This is a genomic window from Bacteroides sp. AM16-13 (genome assembly GCF_003602705.1).
GTDB classification, from domain to species: Bacteria; Bacteroidota; Bacteroidia; order Bacteroidales; family Bacteroidaceae; genus Bacteroides; species Bacteroides xylanisolvens.
Map to the genome: position 1 here is coordinate 20,629 of NZ_QTLK01000014.1, position 14,931 is coordinate 35,559.

Annotated in this window: 11 protein-coding genes and 1 tRNA gene; 5 read left to right on the forward strand and 7 right to left on the reverse strand. The window is 40.3% G+C overall.

Translation table 11 applies throughout. The annotated features are described in order from the left end of the window. Positions 1–21: 21 nt before the first annotated feature. From DW173_RS12805 to DW173_RS12830, 6 genes are all read right to left on the reverse strand, one after another. Entirely contained in the window at positions 22–1,329 is a 1,308-nt protein-coding gene (locus DW173_RS12805; RefSeq protein ID WP_004313249.1) for a phenylacetate--CoA ligase, read from the reverse strand. Positions 1,330–1,340: 11 nt separating this feature from the next. After that, positions 1,341–1,925, reverse strand: a complete 585-nt coding sequence (locus tag DW173_RS12810) for an indolepyruvate oxidoreductase subunit beta (RefSeq protein WP_004311458.1) — start codon at positions 1,923–1,925, stop codon at positions 1,341–1,343. Positions 1,926–1,928: 3 nt separating this feature from the next. Continuing rightward, on the reverse strand, positions 1,929–3,521 hold the full coding sequence (locus DW173_RS12815) for a thiamine pyrophosphate-dependent enzyme (protein ID WP_004313250.1): 1,593 nt from the start codon (positions 3,519–3,521) through the stop codon (positions 1,929–1,931). A gap of 83 nt (positions 3,522–3,604) precedes the next feature. Further along, positions 3,605–4,642, reverse strand: coding sequence for an endolytic transglycosylase MltG (gene mltG, locus DW173_RS12820; protein WP_120144530.1), 1,038 nt, complete (start codon positions 4,640–4,642; stop codon positions 3,605–3,607). Positions 4,643–5,099: 457 nt separating this feature from the next. After that, positions 5,100–5,978 (reverse strand): DNA/RNA non-specific endonuclease, encoded by an 879-nt coding sequence (locus DW173_RS12825; RefSeq protein ID WP_120144531.1) that lies wholly within the window; start codon positions 5,976–5,978, stop codon positions 5,100–5,102. Positions 5,979–6,005: 27 nt separating this feature from the next. Then, a complete protein-coding gene (locus DW173_RS12830) occupies positions 6,006–6,587 on the reverse strand; it encodes an epoxyqueuosine reductase QueH (protein WP_087322486.1) in 582 nt (193 codons plus the stop codon). Between the two features lie 104 nt (positions 6,588–6,691). Here DW173_RS12830 and DW173_RS12835 point away from each other — a divergent pair, with 104 nt between their 5' ends. Both DW173_RS12835 and DW173_RS12840 read left to right on the forward strand, forming a co-directional pair. Then, positions 6,692–8,731, forward strand: a complete 2,040-nt coding sequence (locus DW173_RS12835; protein ID WP_120144532.1) for a DUF3352 domain-containing protein — start codon at positions 6,692–6,694, stop codon at positions 8,729–8,731. 108 nt (positions 8,732–8,839) lie between these two features. Next, positions 8,840–8,912, forward strand: a tRNA-Thr gene (locus tag DW173_RS12840). A gap of 221 nt (positions 8,913–9,133) precedes the next feature. On the opposite strand, the gene DW173_RS12845 is transcribed toward DW173_RS12840, so the two are convergent. Beyond that, positions 9,134–10,342 (reverse strand): ROK family transcriptional regulator, encoded by a 1,209-nt coding sequence (locus DW173_RS12845; protein WP_120144533.1) that lies wholly within the window; start codon positions 10,340–10,342, stop codon positions 9,134–9,136. Positions 10,343–10,676: 334 nt separating this feature from the next. On the opposite strand from DW173_RS12845, the gene DW173_RS12850 reads away from it, so the two are divergent. From DW173_RS12850 to DW173_RS12860, 3 genes are all read left to right on the forward strand, one after another. Beyond that, a complete protein-coding gene (locus tag DW173_RS12850; RefSeq protein ID WP_120144534.1) occupies positions 10,677–12,551 on the forward strand; it encodes an FAD-dependent oxidoreductase in 1,875 nt (624 codons plus the stop codon). Positions 12,552–12,595: 44 nt separating this feature from the next. Next, positions 12,596–13,693 (forward strand): DUF4434 domain-containing protein, encoded by a 1,098-nt coding sequence (locus tag DW173_RS12855; protein WP_120144535.1) that lies wholly within the window; start codon positions 12,596–12,598, stop codon positions 13,691–13,693. A 5-nt stretch (positions 13,694–13,698) separates the two neighbouring features. Continuing rightward, on the forward strand, positions 13,699–14,931 hold a 1,233-nt coding region (locus DW173_RS12860; RefSeq protein ID WP_233562157.1), incomplete at its 3' end, for a sugar porter family MFS transporter.

Consider the following 14,931-nt stretch of genomic DNA (forward strand, 5'->3'; position numbering starts at 1 on the left):
AGCACATGGATATTTGAATCGTTACTTGTTGTCTCTTAAGTCTTTCACCCGGACGGCTTTTCCTTCGCTTTGCGGGAGAGAGCCTTTCTTTACCAGTTTAACTTTAGGAGTCACCAATATTTCATCCTTCAATTGGCGGGTAATATCCTTGCGGATCTTCTCCAGTTCAATATAATTGTCGGTAGAAAGGTCGCTTAATTCTACTTCGACGATCATCTCGTCTTGGTTGTTGACAGTTTCCAGCGTAATCAGGTAGTTGCTGCCTAATTCGGGGAATTGTACCAGAATCTTTTCTACCTGCATCGGGAAGATGTTTACTCCCTTGATAATGAACATATCATCACTACGTCCCTTGATACGGTCGATACGGATATGGGTACGGCCACATGGGCATTTTCCGGGAAGAATACGGGTTAAATCGCGGGTACGATAGCGAATTAACGGCATCATTTCACGATCGAGAGTCGTAAGTACTAATTCTCCGATTTCTCCTTCCGGAACGGGTTCGCCTGTTTCTGGATCGATAATTTCTACCAGATAACAGTCTTCCCAGAAGTGCATTCCATTCTGTTCCTGACATTCGAAGGCAACACCGGGGCCGTTCATCTCTGTCATACCGAAGCTGTTGTATGCTTTTACGCCCAGCATCTTTTCTATTTTCCGGCGTTGTTCGTCGGTGTGGGGTTCGGCACCGATAACCAGGGTTTTCAGTGTGGTTCCTTTGGGATCGAGTCCTTCTTCCTGGAAGACTTCTGCAAGGCGGATGGCATAGCTGGGGATAGCATGTAAAGCGGTAGTCTTAAAGTCGTTGATGAATTTAATCTGTCGTTTACTGTTTCCTGCAGCGGCAGGGACTGTCAGGCAGCCCAAGCGTTCTGCACCGTATTGGAAGCCCAAACCTCCTGTAAACATACCATATCCGGAGCTGTTTTGGAAAACGTCAGTCTTGCGTATTCCTACTGCATACAGACAGCGGGCTACCAGGTTGGCCCAGGAATCGAGGTCGTGCTGTGAGTGAACGATAACAGTCGGGTTTCCGGTGGTACCACTGGAAGAGTGAATACGTACACCATCATTGCTCATATCACCTGCCACCAGTCCGAACGGGTAGTGGGCGCGCATGTCAGATTTGGTAGTAAAAGGTACTTTGCGGATATCATCCAATGACTGTATGCTATCTGCTGTGATGCCATGTTTGCTGAAAACTTCTTTGTAATATGGAGCGTTCGCAGCTATATTAATTGTTTTTTTAAGCCGTTGAAGCTGCAATTCCTGCAACTTCTCCCGGCTCATGGTTTCTAATTCTTCTTCCCAGTATTGTGTACTCATGGTAATGCCTTTTATTGCATCAGCTTTTCCGCAATTTCTTTGCCGGCTGCCAATGCTTTAAGATTCATTTCTACAATTGCTTCTCCCTTACGCAGGAAGATTTCGCGGATGCTGTCTTGCACTTTTTCGTAATCAATGCCCAGGAATGGGATTGTTGCTCCCAGTAAGACAATGTTGGCAACGCGGGCGGAGCCTACTTCTTTTGCCACTTTGTCTACGTTCAATACTATCTTATGAGGCAGTTTGTTGATTTCTGCCATCACTTTGTCTGTTTCCGGATAATTGGGGATGTTGACAAACGGGGTTTCGTTAGTCACCAACCAGCCGGTAGGGCTAAGGTAGGGGAGGTAACGCAATCCTTCCATCGGTTCCAATGAGATGATGAGATCACATTTGCCTGACGGGATCAGGTCTGAAGCAATCGGCTGGTCGCTGATGCGGAGATTGGATTGGACATCTCCTCCGCGTTGACTCATTCCGTGCACTTCCGCTTGTTTCATGTATAATCCTTCTTTCAAGGCAGCTTTGCCGATTACTGTGGCAATGGACAGAATTCCCTGTCCGCCGACTCCTGATAATATAATGTCTTTTTTCATGGCTTACTTACTTCTTTTTTTGCGTGCTAATGTCTGGATACACTCTCTGCGTGGGATAATGACAGATACACCACGATATTCTATTTCTTCGCGAATGATTTGCTTCATTTCCTCATAGTTTTTCTTCAATGGAGTAACTACACGGATATGGGCCGGATCTACTCCGATACCTGCACAGATCGCTTCGATGCGTCCAGTTCCGGCAGAATCCTGTCCACCTGTCATGGCGGTGGTTTCATTGTCGGAGATGACGATGGTTACACTGGCGTTCTCGTTCACGCAATCTAATAGTCCGGTCATTCCGGAATGGGTGAACGTTGAGTCGCCGATGACAGCTACGGCCGGGAAAAGACCTCCGTCAGCGGCACCTTTTGCCATCGTAATGGAAGCACCCATATCCACGCATGAATTAATTGCATTGAAAGGAGCATTTGCACCTAATGTATAACAGCCGATATCGCTGAATACTTTATGAGATGGATATTCTTCTTTCAGAACTTCGGTCAGCGTGATATACATATCGCGGTGTCCGCAGCCTTCGCAAAGTGCAGGCGGGCGCATTTCTACAACAGAAGGAATACCGAATTCCGATTTATTCTCTTTACCTACGGCACGGGCTACAGAGTCCGGATTTAACTCTCCGTCCTGTGACAGAGTACCGTCGAGGCGTCCTTTTACTTTAACGCCGATACCCAGATAACCTTTCAATTGTTTTTCTACAAAGGGTTGTCCGTCTTCCAGAACTAGGATTTCGTCACAAGACTCGATCAATTGATGCAATTGTTTTTTAGGCAATGGATATTGGCCGATCTTGAGTACCGGATATTCGCAACCTTCCGGATAGTTTTCCATCAGATAATTGTAACCGATACCACAAGCTACGATTCCCAGCTTTTTGTTAGGACCGTCTGTATATTTATTATAGGGCGATTCTTCTGAAGCTTTGATAAATTCGTCTTGGCGGGCAAGCAATACTTTGTAGCGTTTGCGGGCATTTCCCGGCAACAAGATGAACTGACGCGGATCTTCGCTGAAAGAGATGCTGTTCTGCGGCTTTTGCTCTTTGCGTTCTACTCCTGAACGGGAGTGTGCCAGGCGGGTTACCATACGCATCAGGATCGGTTCGCCTAGCTTTTCAGAGAATTCGAAGCCACTGTATACCATATCATACGCTTCCTGCTGATTGCTTGGTTCGTACATCGGTATCAGTGAGAAATCTCCGTAGAAACGGCTGTCCTGTTCGTTCTGCGAGGAGTGCATACTGGGATCGTCTGCGGCTATCACAATCAATCCGCCTTTCACGCCTGTGATGGCAGAGTTGACGAAACAGTCGGCAGCTACATTCATACCTACGTGCTTCATACAAACTAATGCCCGTTTACCTACGAAAGACATACCCAACGCAGCTTCCATCGCTGTTTTTTCATTGGCACACCAACGGTTGTGTATATTCTGTTCGGTCGTTATAGGGGCCATTTGAATATATTCCGTAATTTCAGTTGAAGGAGTACCCGGATAGGCATAAACGCCTGAAAGTCCGGCATCCAGTGCAGCTTGTGCAATGGCTTCATCGCCAAGTAAGAGTTGCTTGCTCATATCTATTTCTTTTATTTAGTGTTGATCACAGTTTGTTAATCTATCGGGCAAAGATAGGCTTTTCCGTTCGTTTTATCACAAATTTACTTGAAAATCTTTCTTTCATTCAGGGCTTTCCAGTATTTTCTTGCATTTGCCATGTGGTCGGCGTAATTGGAGGCAAAGTTGTGAGTTCCGGAAAAATCTTCTTTGGCACACATGTAGATATAGTTATGTTTGGTATAGTTCAACACGCTATCTATTCCCTTTTTAGAAGGAATACGGATGGGACCCGGAGGTAATCCGGTATTTATATAGGTATTATAGGGAGAATTGACTTTTAAATGCTCGTTGGTAATTCGGCGCAGGCCAAAATCCTGCAGGGCAAATTTGATAGTGGGATCTGCTTGTAAGGGCATATCTTGATGTAACCGGTTGATATACAATCCGGCTACCATTGGCTTTTCTTCGTTGTTGTTGGTTTCTTCTTCAACGATGGAAGCAAGTGTGCTGACTTCTTCCGGTGTCATGCCGATGGCGGTGGCTTGTGCCAGGCGATCTTTATTCCAAAATCGTTCGTGTTCGTCCTTCATTCGTTTGAAGAATTCGTCTACGCTCATATCCCAATATACCTGATAGGTTTCCGGTATGAAAAGACTGGGGAGTGTTATGCTGGTATATCCCATTTGCGCTTGGAAAGTAGAGTCGAACAGTTGGCTCGCGATTTCGGCAGAGTCTATCATGAGCTGCTTGCCGATGCTTCGCGCCAATCGGTCTAATGTCCGGACGCTTCCGATAGTAAGGTTCATAGGCTCCTGATAACCTCTGGAAAAACGGCTATATACATGATAAACATTGTCATTGGGGCGAATGGCATAACGACCGGTATGGATATTCTGATCGAAATCCTTGTATTTTGCCATCCACTGGAATCCGGTGAACTTATTGACATGCCCGAATTCTTTTATTTTATGGTAAATAGAATCGGCAGTATCATCCCGGTCTACATAAATATATACGGTTTTAGGTGGGTGAAATTGGGGGGCAAACAGATAATAATAAAAGGTGCCTCCGGCAACTGCACAAAGGAGGAATGCTCCGATTAGAATTGATAGTAGAATATTTCTCTTTTTTTTCTTCATCTTTTGAGGTGTATTTAAAAAGTTCGTCAAAGATAAAAAGAATTTGGATAGGAGTGTTCTCTTTTTAGGATGAATCATAAGGCGACTACATCAAAAGTATGTTTTCTTTCGATGCGATTGTGAATTCATTCTTTCACGTTACGTCTGCCTTGCTTGATTTATTCAGTTGCTTATTGTGCTGCTTGGCATTCATTGCAATTATCTTTTTGTTTCCAGCGTAGTTCCATTATTCCCATATATTGTGGGACTATTTTCCCGCAATATATGGGAATATTTTCTCATAAAATAAGAGAATACTTTCCTACAATATGTGGGAATAGACAATCTCTTGACGTTACAATGTGAAACCTTGAGAGTAATACAACAACTCCCTTTTATTGAAGTGAGAGTCTGTTTGTAACTAGAATGCCATTGGCACAGGGAAATGAATTCATTTCAGAGAAACGAGTTTTGCTACTTAATTAGGCCACAGGGAGTAATTAATATCTGCTTCTATTTTGTTTTCTATCTCATCGGGCAGAGGTGCGAAGAAATCCATGTTAGTCAGGCTCTCGATGCTATCTATTGTTACTGCATAGGATGATAGAGGTTCTACTGCCTGCTCATTATTGAATAAGAAACCGATAGCTCGCATCGGCTTGACAAAAGGAGAAAGGACTACTTTAAAAAACTTTTGAGGTACTACGACTTTATTCTTTCCGATTGTTTTGGGATGTTTTTCAATAATAGGGCCACATATAATAATGATGGCGCTGTCTGCTATAGCCCAATCCCGGATCTTTTCTTCCAGATTTTTCCATCCTCTTCTGTTTAGTTGTGGATGTTGCGGACACATATTGCTGAAATAAAATGATTCTTTCATGGCTTCAGGACTCCATTTCATATCTGCTGCGGGAGCCATATGACCTTTGTCATATCCTGAACGGGTATAGTCGGCATTCGTTGCAATCGGCCCTGTCACTAATGGATCGGCAATAAAACGATTACCTCTTTTTTCTTTTCCTTTGGTTTCTTCCCTGGTTAATTCGTAAGAAACCCAGTTGGGGATTTTTAAATCTTTGTTGTATGATACCGTATATCCGCTATGCCGGATGATTTGTTCTTGCCGGGGAATTAGTGATATAGGTGTCTCCAGATCTTTGCCGGGTGGAATTTGAAAGGAAGTATCAGTTTGCGGTTCGTTATTTTTCTGGATATTAATCTGCTGGCAATACAAATAAACACCAAAAAGAATAGGAATGAGCACAATAATGGCGATGATACATCCTAATCTATTATTAGAGTGTGATTTCTTTTTGAATAGTTTTCTGTTTTTACCTTTTTTATTTCGATTCATTGATTGGCTGGTGATGACAGGTTTGTTTTATTCTTCTTTTCTCATGCTGAATTCGCAACCGCAATATTGTTGGTTGTAAAAGTTATATTCTTTAATGATGGCAATACGTCGTTCGCTAAGTCCCCCTTTCCGCCAATTCTGTTCCCAGTATGTAACATCCGGGTAAAAGGCGGTAGCATATTGTCCGGCTTCATTGATCTGCTCCAGACTTTTCCAACGGCTGGAGGCAAGTGTCGTGGTAATTACAGAGAAACCATGTTCGTGTGCGTAACGGGCTGTCTCCAATAAACGCAGTTTAAAACAACGCAGGCAACGTCCTCCTCTTTCAGGTTCCTGCTCCATTCCTATTATGTGACATCGCCAGTTTTCATGATCGTAATCAGCATCTATAATCTCCAATCCCAATGATTGGGCATAGCGCGTACATTCTTCTTTTCTTATCATATACTCTTCCTGCGGATAAATATTAGGATTGCAATAATAAATGACGGGGGTGATATGATGTTGCATCATACATTCAATAATGGCTGATGAACAAGGAGCACAACAAGTATGAAGCAAGACTTTATCGGCTCCTCCCGGAACTTCGAGTTGGAATTTCTTTTTCATGCTGTAAAGTTAGTACATATTTACGATACGAGTCAATGGTTTATGTTTTATTCAGAATAGTTTTTTTAGTATCTTTGTCCACTCAAGTTTATAACAGATCAATAATGAATGAATTAAATTGCGGGCAAGAAGAGCAATATGCAGGCCCGGAGAAGAAAAAAAGTACCTCGAAAATTGTAAAGAGAACTTTAGTTGTGGCTGCATTAGCTTTGGCGGTATATGTTGTATATTCCGTAGTTTATTTATTTGTTTCGCCTGATCGTAATATTCAGCAAATCTATCTGGTTCCCGAAGATGCTGCGTTTATCATTCAATCATCGGCTCCGATTGAAGATTGGGAAAAGTTTAGTGGAAGTGAAACATGGCAATGTCTGAAGAAAGCGAAATCTTTCGAGGAAGTAACGGAGAGTGTAGAGAAGCTCGATTCGGTAGTCAAAAGCAATAAAGTGTTGTTGTCGCTTGTTGGTGAACGGGATATGCTTATTTCGCTTCACAAGACCCGTGCCACAAAGTGGGATTTTCTGCTGATTCTGGATATGCAGAAAACATCGAAAATGGATTTATTGAAAGACCAGGTGGAAACCGTATTGGTCATGAGTGGCTTTACTGTCACCAACCGGATGCATAACGGCATTAATATCCTTGAAATGCGTGATCCCGAAACAAGGGATATTTTCTATATTGCTTTTGTGGATAATCATTTGGTAGGATCTTATACGTCCGGGCTTGTCGAATCGGCTATTGATTCGCGTAATAAACCCAAAATCGGACTTGACCAGTCTTTTATTGAAACGGAGAAGTTGGTTTCCGGTAAGGGGCTTGTCAGAGTCTTTATTAATTATGCGCGCGTACCTCAATTCATGTCTATTTATCTGGGGGCAAGAAACGAATACATTGATCTGTTTAGCAATTCTATGAATTTTGCCGGACTTTACCTAAATACGGATAAGGAGCGGATGGAAGTGAAAGGGTATACGTTGAGAAAAGATTCTGCCGATCCTTATGTCACTGCTTTATTGAATTCGGGAAAACATAAAATGAAAGCGCATGAGATTCTGTCCGGGCGGACGGCTCTTTATACCAATATAGGTTTCAACAACCCGGTAACTTTTGTAAAAGAGCTGGAGAATGCGATGTCGGTTCATAATAAACAATTGTATGATTCTTATCAAAGTTCCCGGAAAAAGATTGAAGGGCTATTCGGGATATCTTTGGAAGAAAACTTTTTGAGTTGGATGTCGGGAGAATTTGCTATTACGCAATCCGAACCGGGGTTGTTGGGACATGACCCAGAACTAATTCTGGCTATCAGAGCTAAAAGTATAAAAGATGCCCGTAAGAACATGGAATTAATAGAAAAGAAGATTAAGCGGCGCAGTCCGGTTAAGATAAAGACGGTTAATTATAAAGATTTCGAGATTAATTACGTCGAAATGAAAGGCTTTTTCCGCCTGTTCTTTGGAAAACTATTTGATAAATTTGAAAAGCCATATTATACTTATGTCGATGATTATGTAGTTTTTAGTAATAAGGCTGCATCTTTGCTCTCTTTTGTGGAAGATTACGAGCAGAAGAATTTATTGAAAAATAATCCGGGATTTGAAAATGCGCTTTCCTATTTAAAGTCAAGTTCTACCATTTTCTTATATACGGATGTGCACAAGTTTTATTCCCAACTGAAACCTATGATGAATCCTGCCACATGGAATGAAATACAATCCAATAAAGATATTCTGTATTCGTTTCCTTACTGGACTATGCAGGTTATAGGAGATGGACGGTCAGCTTCTTTGCAATATGTGATGGATTACAGTCCATATCAACCGGAGGAGGTTGTTGCCGTTGCTGCCGATGAAGATGATGAGGAAATGAACGAAGATGCTGAAACTGAAAAAGAACAGATGAGCGAATTGAAGCGTTTCTATGTCGAAAAGTTTGAAGGAAACGTTTTGAGGGAGTTTTATCCGGAGGGAGCGTTGAAGAGTGAAGTGGAAGTAAAGGAAGGAAAACGTCACGGTCGTTACCGTGAATATTATGAAGATGGGACATTGAAGCTTCGTGGAAAGTATGCAAATAATAAACCGAAGGGTACATGGAAGTACTATACCGAGGACGGGAAATTTGAACGCAAAGAAAAGTTCTAGATTACGTCAACAAAAGTTGATTTAAAAATTATGCTCAAAAAATAATCGGATTCTTTTTGTTTTCTCAAATAAAGCTGTAATTTTGCACGCCGTAAACGAGAGACAAACGCCGCTATAGCTCAGTTGGTAGAGCAACGCATTCGTAACGCGTAGGTCGCCAGTTCAAGTCTGGCTAGCGGCTCTCAAATTAGAACGCTGATTATTAATTAATAATCAGCGTTCTAATTTTTACAGGATTCCCTATTCTTATTTTAAAAGGGAAATCCTGCGTATGTAATAGATGTGAAATATAAAAATGTAATCTATGTTGAGTCGTATTATTGTTTTAGTGGTTGCCGGAGTAGCCGTAGTCTATATCGTTCGCTTTATAGATAACTTTTTCTCCCAGCGTAGAAGATAAAACTAGCTTTCAAACATTCTGCTGCGTGCGAGCATACAAGCGCCAACGATGCCGGCTTTGTCTTTCAGCTTAGATGTGATGATGGCTGAATCTTTATTAACCAGATTTAGAGAGTACTTGCGTACGGCTGTTTTTATGGGCTGGGTGATATAATCACCGGTTAAAGATAAAGTTCCACCTATAATGACCAGTTCCGGGTTGAAGATATTGATTAGCCCGGCAATCTGTTTGCCTAGTTTCTGTCCGATTTCTTCTACAATTTCAATGCAAAGCAGGTCTTCTTTATTCACAGCGGCAATGATCTCATCAAGAGTGATCGGGTTTTCCTCTGTGGCGATTCGTGTAGATAGAATGGAACTTTCCCCACTTAGAATACGCTCTAATAAGATACGATGAAGTGCCGATCCGGAAGCTTCCGTCTCCAAGCAACCTTTTTTTCCGCAATGGCAGATTATCTCATTATCATAAGCACTCATGTGTCCAAATTCACCGGAGAATCCGGATTTTCCGGTATAAATCTTACCATCAATAATAATTCCGATACCTACTCCCCAGCTTACATTTACAAAAATGATATCCTTTTCTCCTTTCACGCAGCCTTGCATGTATTCGCCATAAGTCATGGCACGCGTGTCATTATCAATGGTTACTTTATATCCCAATTTTTCGGATAATACATCCGCCAACGGCCTTTCCTCAAAATTGAATTGACTGAAGCTATACCCTGATTCAGGATTTACACGTCCCGACACATTTACATTAATATTTAAGATCTTCTCTTTATTAATAGTGAGCTTCTTTATAAAATTGAGAATATGCTTGCATAACTCATTCATCCCTTCGATTGAGTTCTCAAACTTATAAGGTATATTCATTTTCAATTCTACCATATCACCTTTGAAATTTATCAGTCCGATATTGACGGCGAATCTTTTGATGTCTACACCCAAAAAGTAACCGGATTCCGGATTAAGCCCATAGAGGTTGGGATGGCGTCCGCCACTAGTCTCCAATTTGCCATAATCATTAATATATCCGTCATCACACATTTCACCGATAAATTTGGTGACGGTTGGTACACTTAAATCCAGCTCTTTTGAAAGATCGGGAATTGTGGAACTTCCATTATATATATAATGTGTAATAATCCTCTTTTTGACGAGAGCACTTTTAGAGCCCTTTTCTATTTCTTTCAAGAATTGTTGGTTCATAACTATGCATATTTGGTAATTCACACAAAGATAATTAATTTTTTTATTAATACGTGGTTTTGAAGCCTTGAAAATTAGAATATCTTGAATGTTATATTTCCTATATACTATGTAATGGATTTATATATAGGATAATGTAGCTATGGACGATTGTGGATATAATAAATGAAAGAAGACGATTTGTGAGGTAATTCCCCCTTCTATTAATTAATAATGCAAGAAATAATGATTTTATTAATAAAATATTTTATTATCTATTGTTTATTTAATAAATATAGCTATATTTGTGCCGTGATATTATTAATAAAACTCTATATCCTTAAATGAATTTAGTATGAGAAACTATTTTTTAGGTCTGTGTTTATTATTTGCTTTGTGTTTTACAGCATGCTCTCATTCAGATGATTCTGTTGATGTGCTAATTATTGGTGGAGGTGCCAGTGGAGTGACTGCTGGTATTCAGTCTGCTCGAATGGGGGCTGCAACATTGATAGTAGAAGAAACAGAATGGCTGGGTGGAATGCTTACATCTGCAGGTGTAAGTGCTGTTGACGGAAACTATGATTTACCGGCAGGTTTGTTTGGTGAGTTTCGCGAACATTTGGCTGATTATTATGGCGGACTTGATTCTCTAAAAACCGGTTGGGTGAGTGCAGTGTTGTTTGAACCTTCAGTCGGAAATAAAATTTTCCATGAAATGGTTGACGCGGAGAAAAATCTAAAAGTATGGCATAATGCTACTTTGGTAAAGTTGGAAAGAGAGAATGATGCTTGGATTGCTCAAATTCAGATGAAAGATAATACAATCAAAAAAATACATGCTAAAATATTGATTGATGGTACTGAATTGGGGGATATAGCAAAAATGTGCGGGGTGAAATATGATGTCGGTATGGAAAGCCGTCATGATACTAAAGAAGATATCGCTCCGGAAGAGAAAAATAATATAGTTCAGGATATTACATACGTAGCAATCTTGAAAGATTATGGTAAAGATGTGACTATTCCTTGTCCTGAAGGATATAATAAGGATGAATTTGCTTGTGCTTGTGCCAGTCATGTTTGTATCACGCCTAAAGAACCGGATCGTGTATGGTCTAAAGACATGATGATAACTTATGGAAAACTTCCTAATAATAAATACATGATTAATTGGCCGATAGAAGGCAATGATTATTATGTAAACTTGATTGAAATGACCCGTGAGGAACGTGAAGAAGCCTTGAAATATGCAAAACATTATACGATGTGTTTCGTTTATTTTCTGCAACATGAATTAGGTTTTAATACATTGGGCTTGGCTGACGATGAATATCCTACAGCCGACAAATTGCCATTTATTCCTTACCATAGAGAGTCTAGGAGAATCCATGGGCTAGTACGTTTTGATTTAAATCATGCTTGTGAACCGTTCAGGCAGTCTCAACCTCTTTATCGTACTTGTATTGCCGTGGGGAATTATCCTGTGGACCATCATCATACGCGTTATCATGGATATGAAGAGTTGCCTAATCTTTATTTTCATCCGATACCGTCATACGGTTTACCTTTAGGAACTTTGATTCCGAAAGATGTTGAAGGATTGATTGTTGCTGAAAAATCAATATCTGTTTCTAATATAATTAATGGTACCACTCGTTTGCAGCCGATGGTTATGCAGATCGGGCAGGCAGCGGGAGCATTAGCAGCTCTTGCAGTGAAAGAAGATAAAAATATAAGAGAAGTATCTGTTCGGGAAGTACAAAATGCGATTTTGGATGGAAAAGGATATTTATTGCCTTATTTAGATGTTGAGTTAGATCACCCAATGTTTAAGTCACTACAACGTATCGGCTCAACAGGTATATTAAAAGGTGTAGGTAAAAGTGTTGACTGGTCAAATCAAATGTGGTTCAGAGCGGATACATTATTATTGGCAAATGAGTTGAAAGGATTGGGTGATGTTTATCCTTTTGTCAATAAGCAAGTATTCGAAGGTAATAATACCATATCAATTCAGAAAGCTACAGAGTTAATAGGAGGAATTGCCGAAAAAGAAGGTTTTGAGATGAAAGAGGGTAGGGTAGAAGAGATATGGAATGAATTTGAATTGAAGGACTTTGATATGAATCGAGACATCCTACGAAGTGAAATGGCAATTTTGATTGATCAGATATTAGATCCTTTCAATAATAAAAAAGTAGATATTACAGGACAGTATATTCAATAGGTAATAATAATATAAGTGTTAACAGCTGTTTTAATTAAACTAATATGAAAACATTAGATCGTAGAGATTTTCTAAAAAAAGCCACATTGGCTGGCGCGTCAGCCTTGACTGTACCAACTTTATTTGAATCTTGTACTTCAAAAGTTAGTGCTAGTACGGTAATGGCAACTGATGATTTAGAAAGTAAACTTATTGTTCCTAAAAACAATGGCCTAAAAATTACCGGAACTTTTTTGGATGAAATATCACATGATATTCCACATCAGAACTGGGGTGAGAAAGAATGGGACTTGGATTTTCAGCACATGAAAAATATAGGAATTGATACAGTAATAATGATCCGTTCTGGTTATCGTAAGTTTGTCACTTTTCCTTCTCCTTATTTATTGAAGAAAGGTTGTTATATGCCTTCTGTTGACTTGGTGGATGTGTTTTTACGTTTAGCTGAAAAGTATGGAATGAAATTCTATTTTGGACTATACGATTCGGGTAAATACTGGGACACAGGGGATATGACCTGGGAAGTGGAAGATAACAAATATGTAATTGATGAAGTTTGGGAAAATTATGGTTCCAAGTATAAAAGTTTTGGAGGATGGTATATCAGTGGTGAAATTAGCCGGGCAACGAAAGGCGCGATTGGCGCCTTCCATACATTAGGTAAACAATGTAAAGATGTATCCAATGGATTGCCTACTTTTATATCTCCTTGGATTGATGGCAAAAAAGCAATCATGGGAACGACAAAAATGACGAGAGAAGATGCCGTTTCTGTACAACAACACGAAAAAGAATGGGATGAAATTTTTGATGGAATTCATGATGTGGTAGATGCATGTGCATTTCAAGATGGGCATATTGATTATGACGAATTGGATGCGTTCTTTTCTGTCAATAAAAAATTAGCAGACAAGTATGGTATGCAATGCTGGACAAATGCCGAATCTTTTGACCGTGATATGCCTATTCGTTTTCTACCCATTAAGTTTGATAAACTTCGGATGAAGTTGGAAGCAGCCAAACGTGCCGGATATGATAAGGCTATTACTTTTGAATTTTCTCATTTTATGAGTCCGCAATCAGCCTATCTGCAAGCTGGTCATTTATATGACAGATATAAAGAATATTTTGAAATAAAATAAATGTTATGAAGTCTACAATCAATTTTGGTTATCTTATATTCCTTTCTGTTGTGGCAGCATTGGGAGGCTTCTTGTTCGGATATGATACTGCGGTTATATCGGGAACAATTGCCCAAGTGACTCAACTTTTTCAATTAGATACACTACAACAGGGATGGTATGTAGGATGTGCTTTAGTAGGCTCTATCGTAGGTGTTCTTTTTGCTGGAATCTTAAGCGATAAGTTAGGAAGAAAACTTACGATGGTTATTTCAGCTGTGTTGTTCTCTACATCAGCTTTGGGATGTGCTCTATCAGCCGATTTTACTCAATTGGTGATTTATCGGATAATAGGTGGAGTAGGGATAGGAGTCGTTTCCATTGTTTCTCCTCTTTATATCTCTGAAGTAGCTGTGGCACAGTATAGAGGACGTTTGGTGTCATTGTATCAGTTGGCTGTAACAGTTGGTTTTTTGGGAGCTTATTTAGTTAACTATCAATTATTGGCATGGGCGGAGAGTGGTACGCAATTAAGTGTGGATTGGTTGAATAAAATATTTATAACTGAAGTATGGAGAGGTATGTTGGGTATGGAAACATTGCCGGCAATTTTATTCTTCATTATCATATTTTTTATTCCGGAAAGTCCCCGCTGGTTAATCGTACGTGGAAAGGAATTGAAAGCTGTAAATATATTAGAGAAAATATATAATTCAATTACAGAAGCGAAAAGTCAATTAAATGAAACGAAATCTGTGCTGACCTCTGAAACAAAATCGGAATGGTCTTTATTGATGAAGCCTGGAATCTTCAAAGCTGTTATTATCGGTGTGTGTATTGCGATTTTAGGACAGTTTATGGGTGTGAACGCAGTACTTTATTATGGCCCTTCTATCTTTGAAAACGCAGGACTTTCAGGAGGAGATTCTCTTTTTTACCAAGTTCTGGTAGGACTAGTCAATACTTTGACCACGGTTCTGGCTCTTGTCATCATCGATAAGGTGGGCCGCAAGAAGCTGGTATATTACGGAGTTTCGGGCATGGTGCTCTCTCTGGTCCTTATCGGTCTTTACTTCCTCTTCGGAGATTCCCTGGGAGTATCCAGCCTCTTCCTGCTTGTTTTCTTCCTGTTCTATGTATTCTGCTGTGCCGTATCCATCTGTGCCGTGGTGTTTGTACTCCTCTCGGAGATGTATCCCACCAAGGTTCGCGGACTGGCCATGTCGATAGCAGGATTCGCTCTGTGGATCGGAACGTAC

Coding starts and splice junctions, on each gene's coding strand:
- DW173_RS12805 (WP_004313249.1), bottom strand. CDS start 1,329: ATGAGTACACAATACTGGGAAGAAGAATTAGAAACCATGAGCCGGGAG.
- DW173_RS12810 (WP_004311458.1), bottom strand. CDS start 1,925: ATGAAAAAAGACATTATATTATCAGGAGTCGGCGGACAGGGAATTCTG.
- DW173_RS12815 (WP_004313250.1), bottom strand. CDS start 3,521: ATGAGCAAGCAACTCTTACTTGGCGATGAAGCCATTGCACAAGCTGCA.
- mltG (WP_120144530.1), bottom strand. CDS start 4,642: ATGAAGAAAAAAAAGAGAAATATTCTACTATCAATTCTAATCGGAGCA.
- DW173_RS12825 (WP_120144531.1), bottom strand. CDS start 5,978: ATGAATCGAAATAAAAAAGGTAAAAACAGAAAACTATTCAAAAAGAAA.
- DW173_RS12830 (WP_087322486.1), bottom strand. CDS start 6,587: ATGAAAAAGAAATTCCAACTCGAAGTTCCGGGAGGAGCCGATAAAGTC.
- DW173_RS12835 (WP_120144532.1), top strand. CDS start 6,692: ATGAATGAATTAAATTGCGGGCAAGAAGAGCAATATGCAGGCCCGGAG.
- DW173_RS12845 (WP_120144533.1), bottom strand. CDS start 10,342: ATGAACCAACAATTCTTGAAAGAAATAGAAAAGGGCTCTAAAAGTGCT.
- DW173_RS12850 (WP_120144534.1), top strand. CDS start 10,677: ATGAGAAACTATTTTTTAGGTCTGTGTTTATTATTTGCTTTGTGTTTT.
- DW173_RS12855 (WP_120144535.1), top strand. CDS start 12,596: ATGAAAACATTAGATCGTAGAGATTTTCTAAAAAAAGCCACATTGGCT.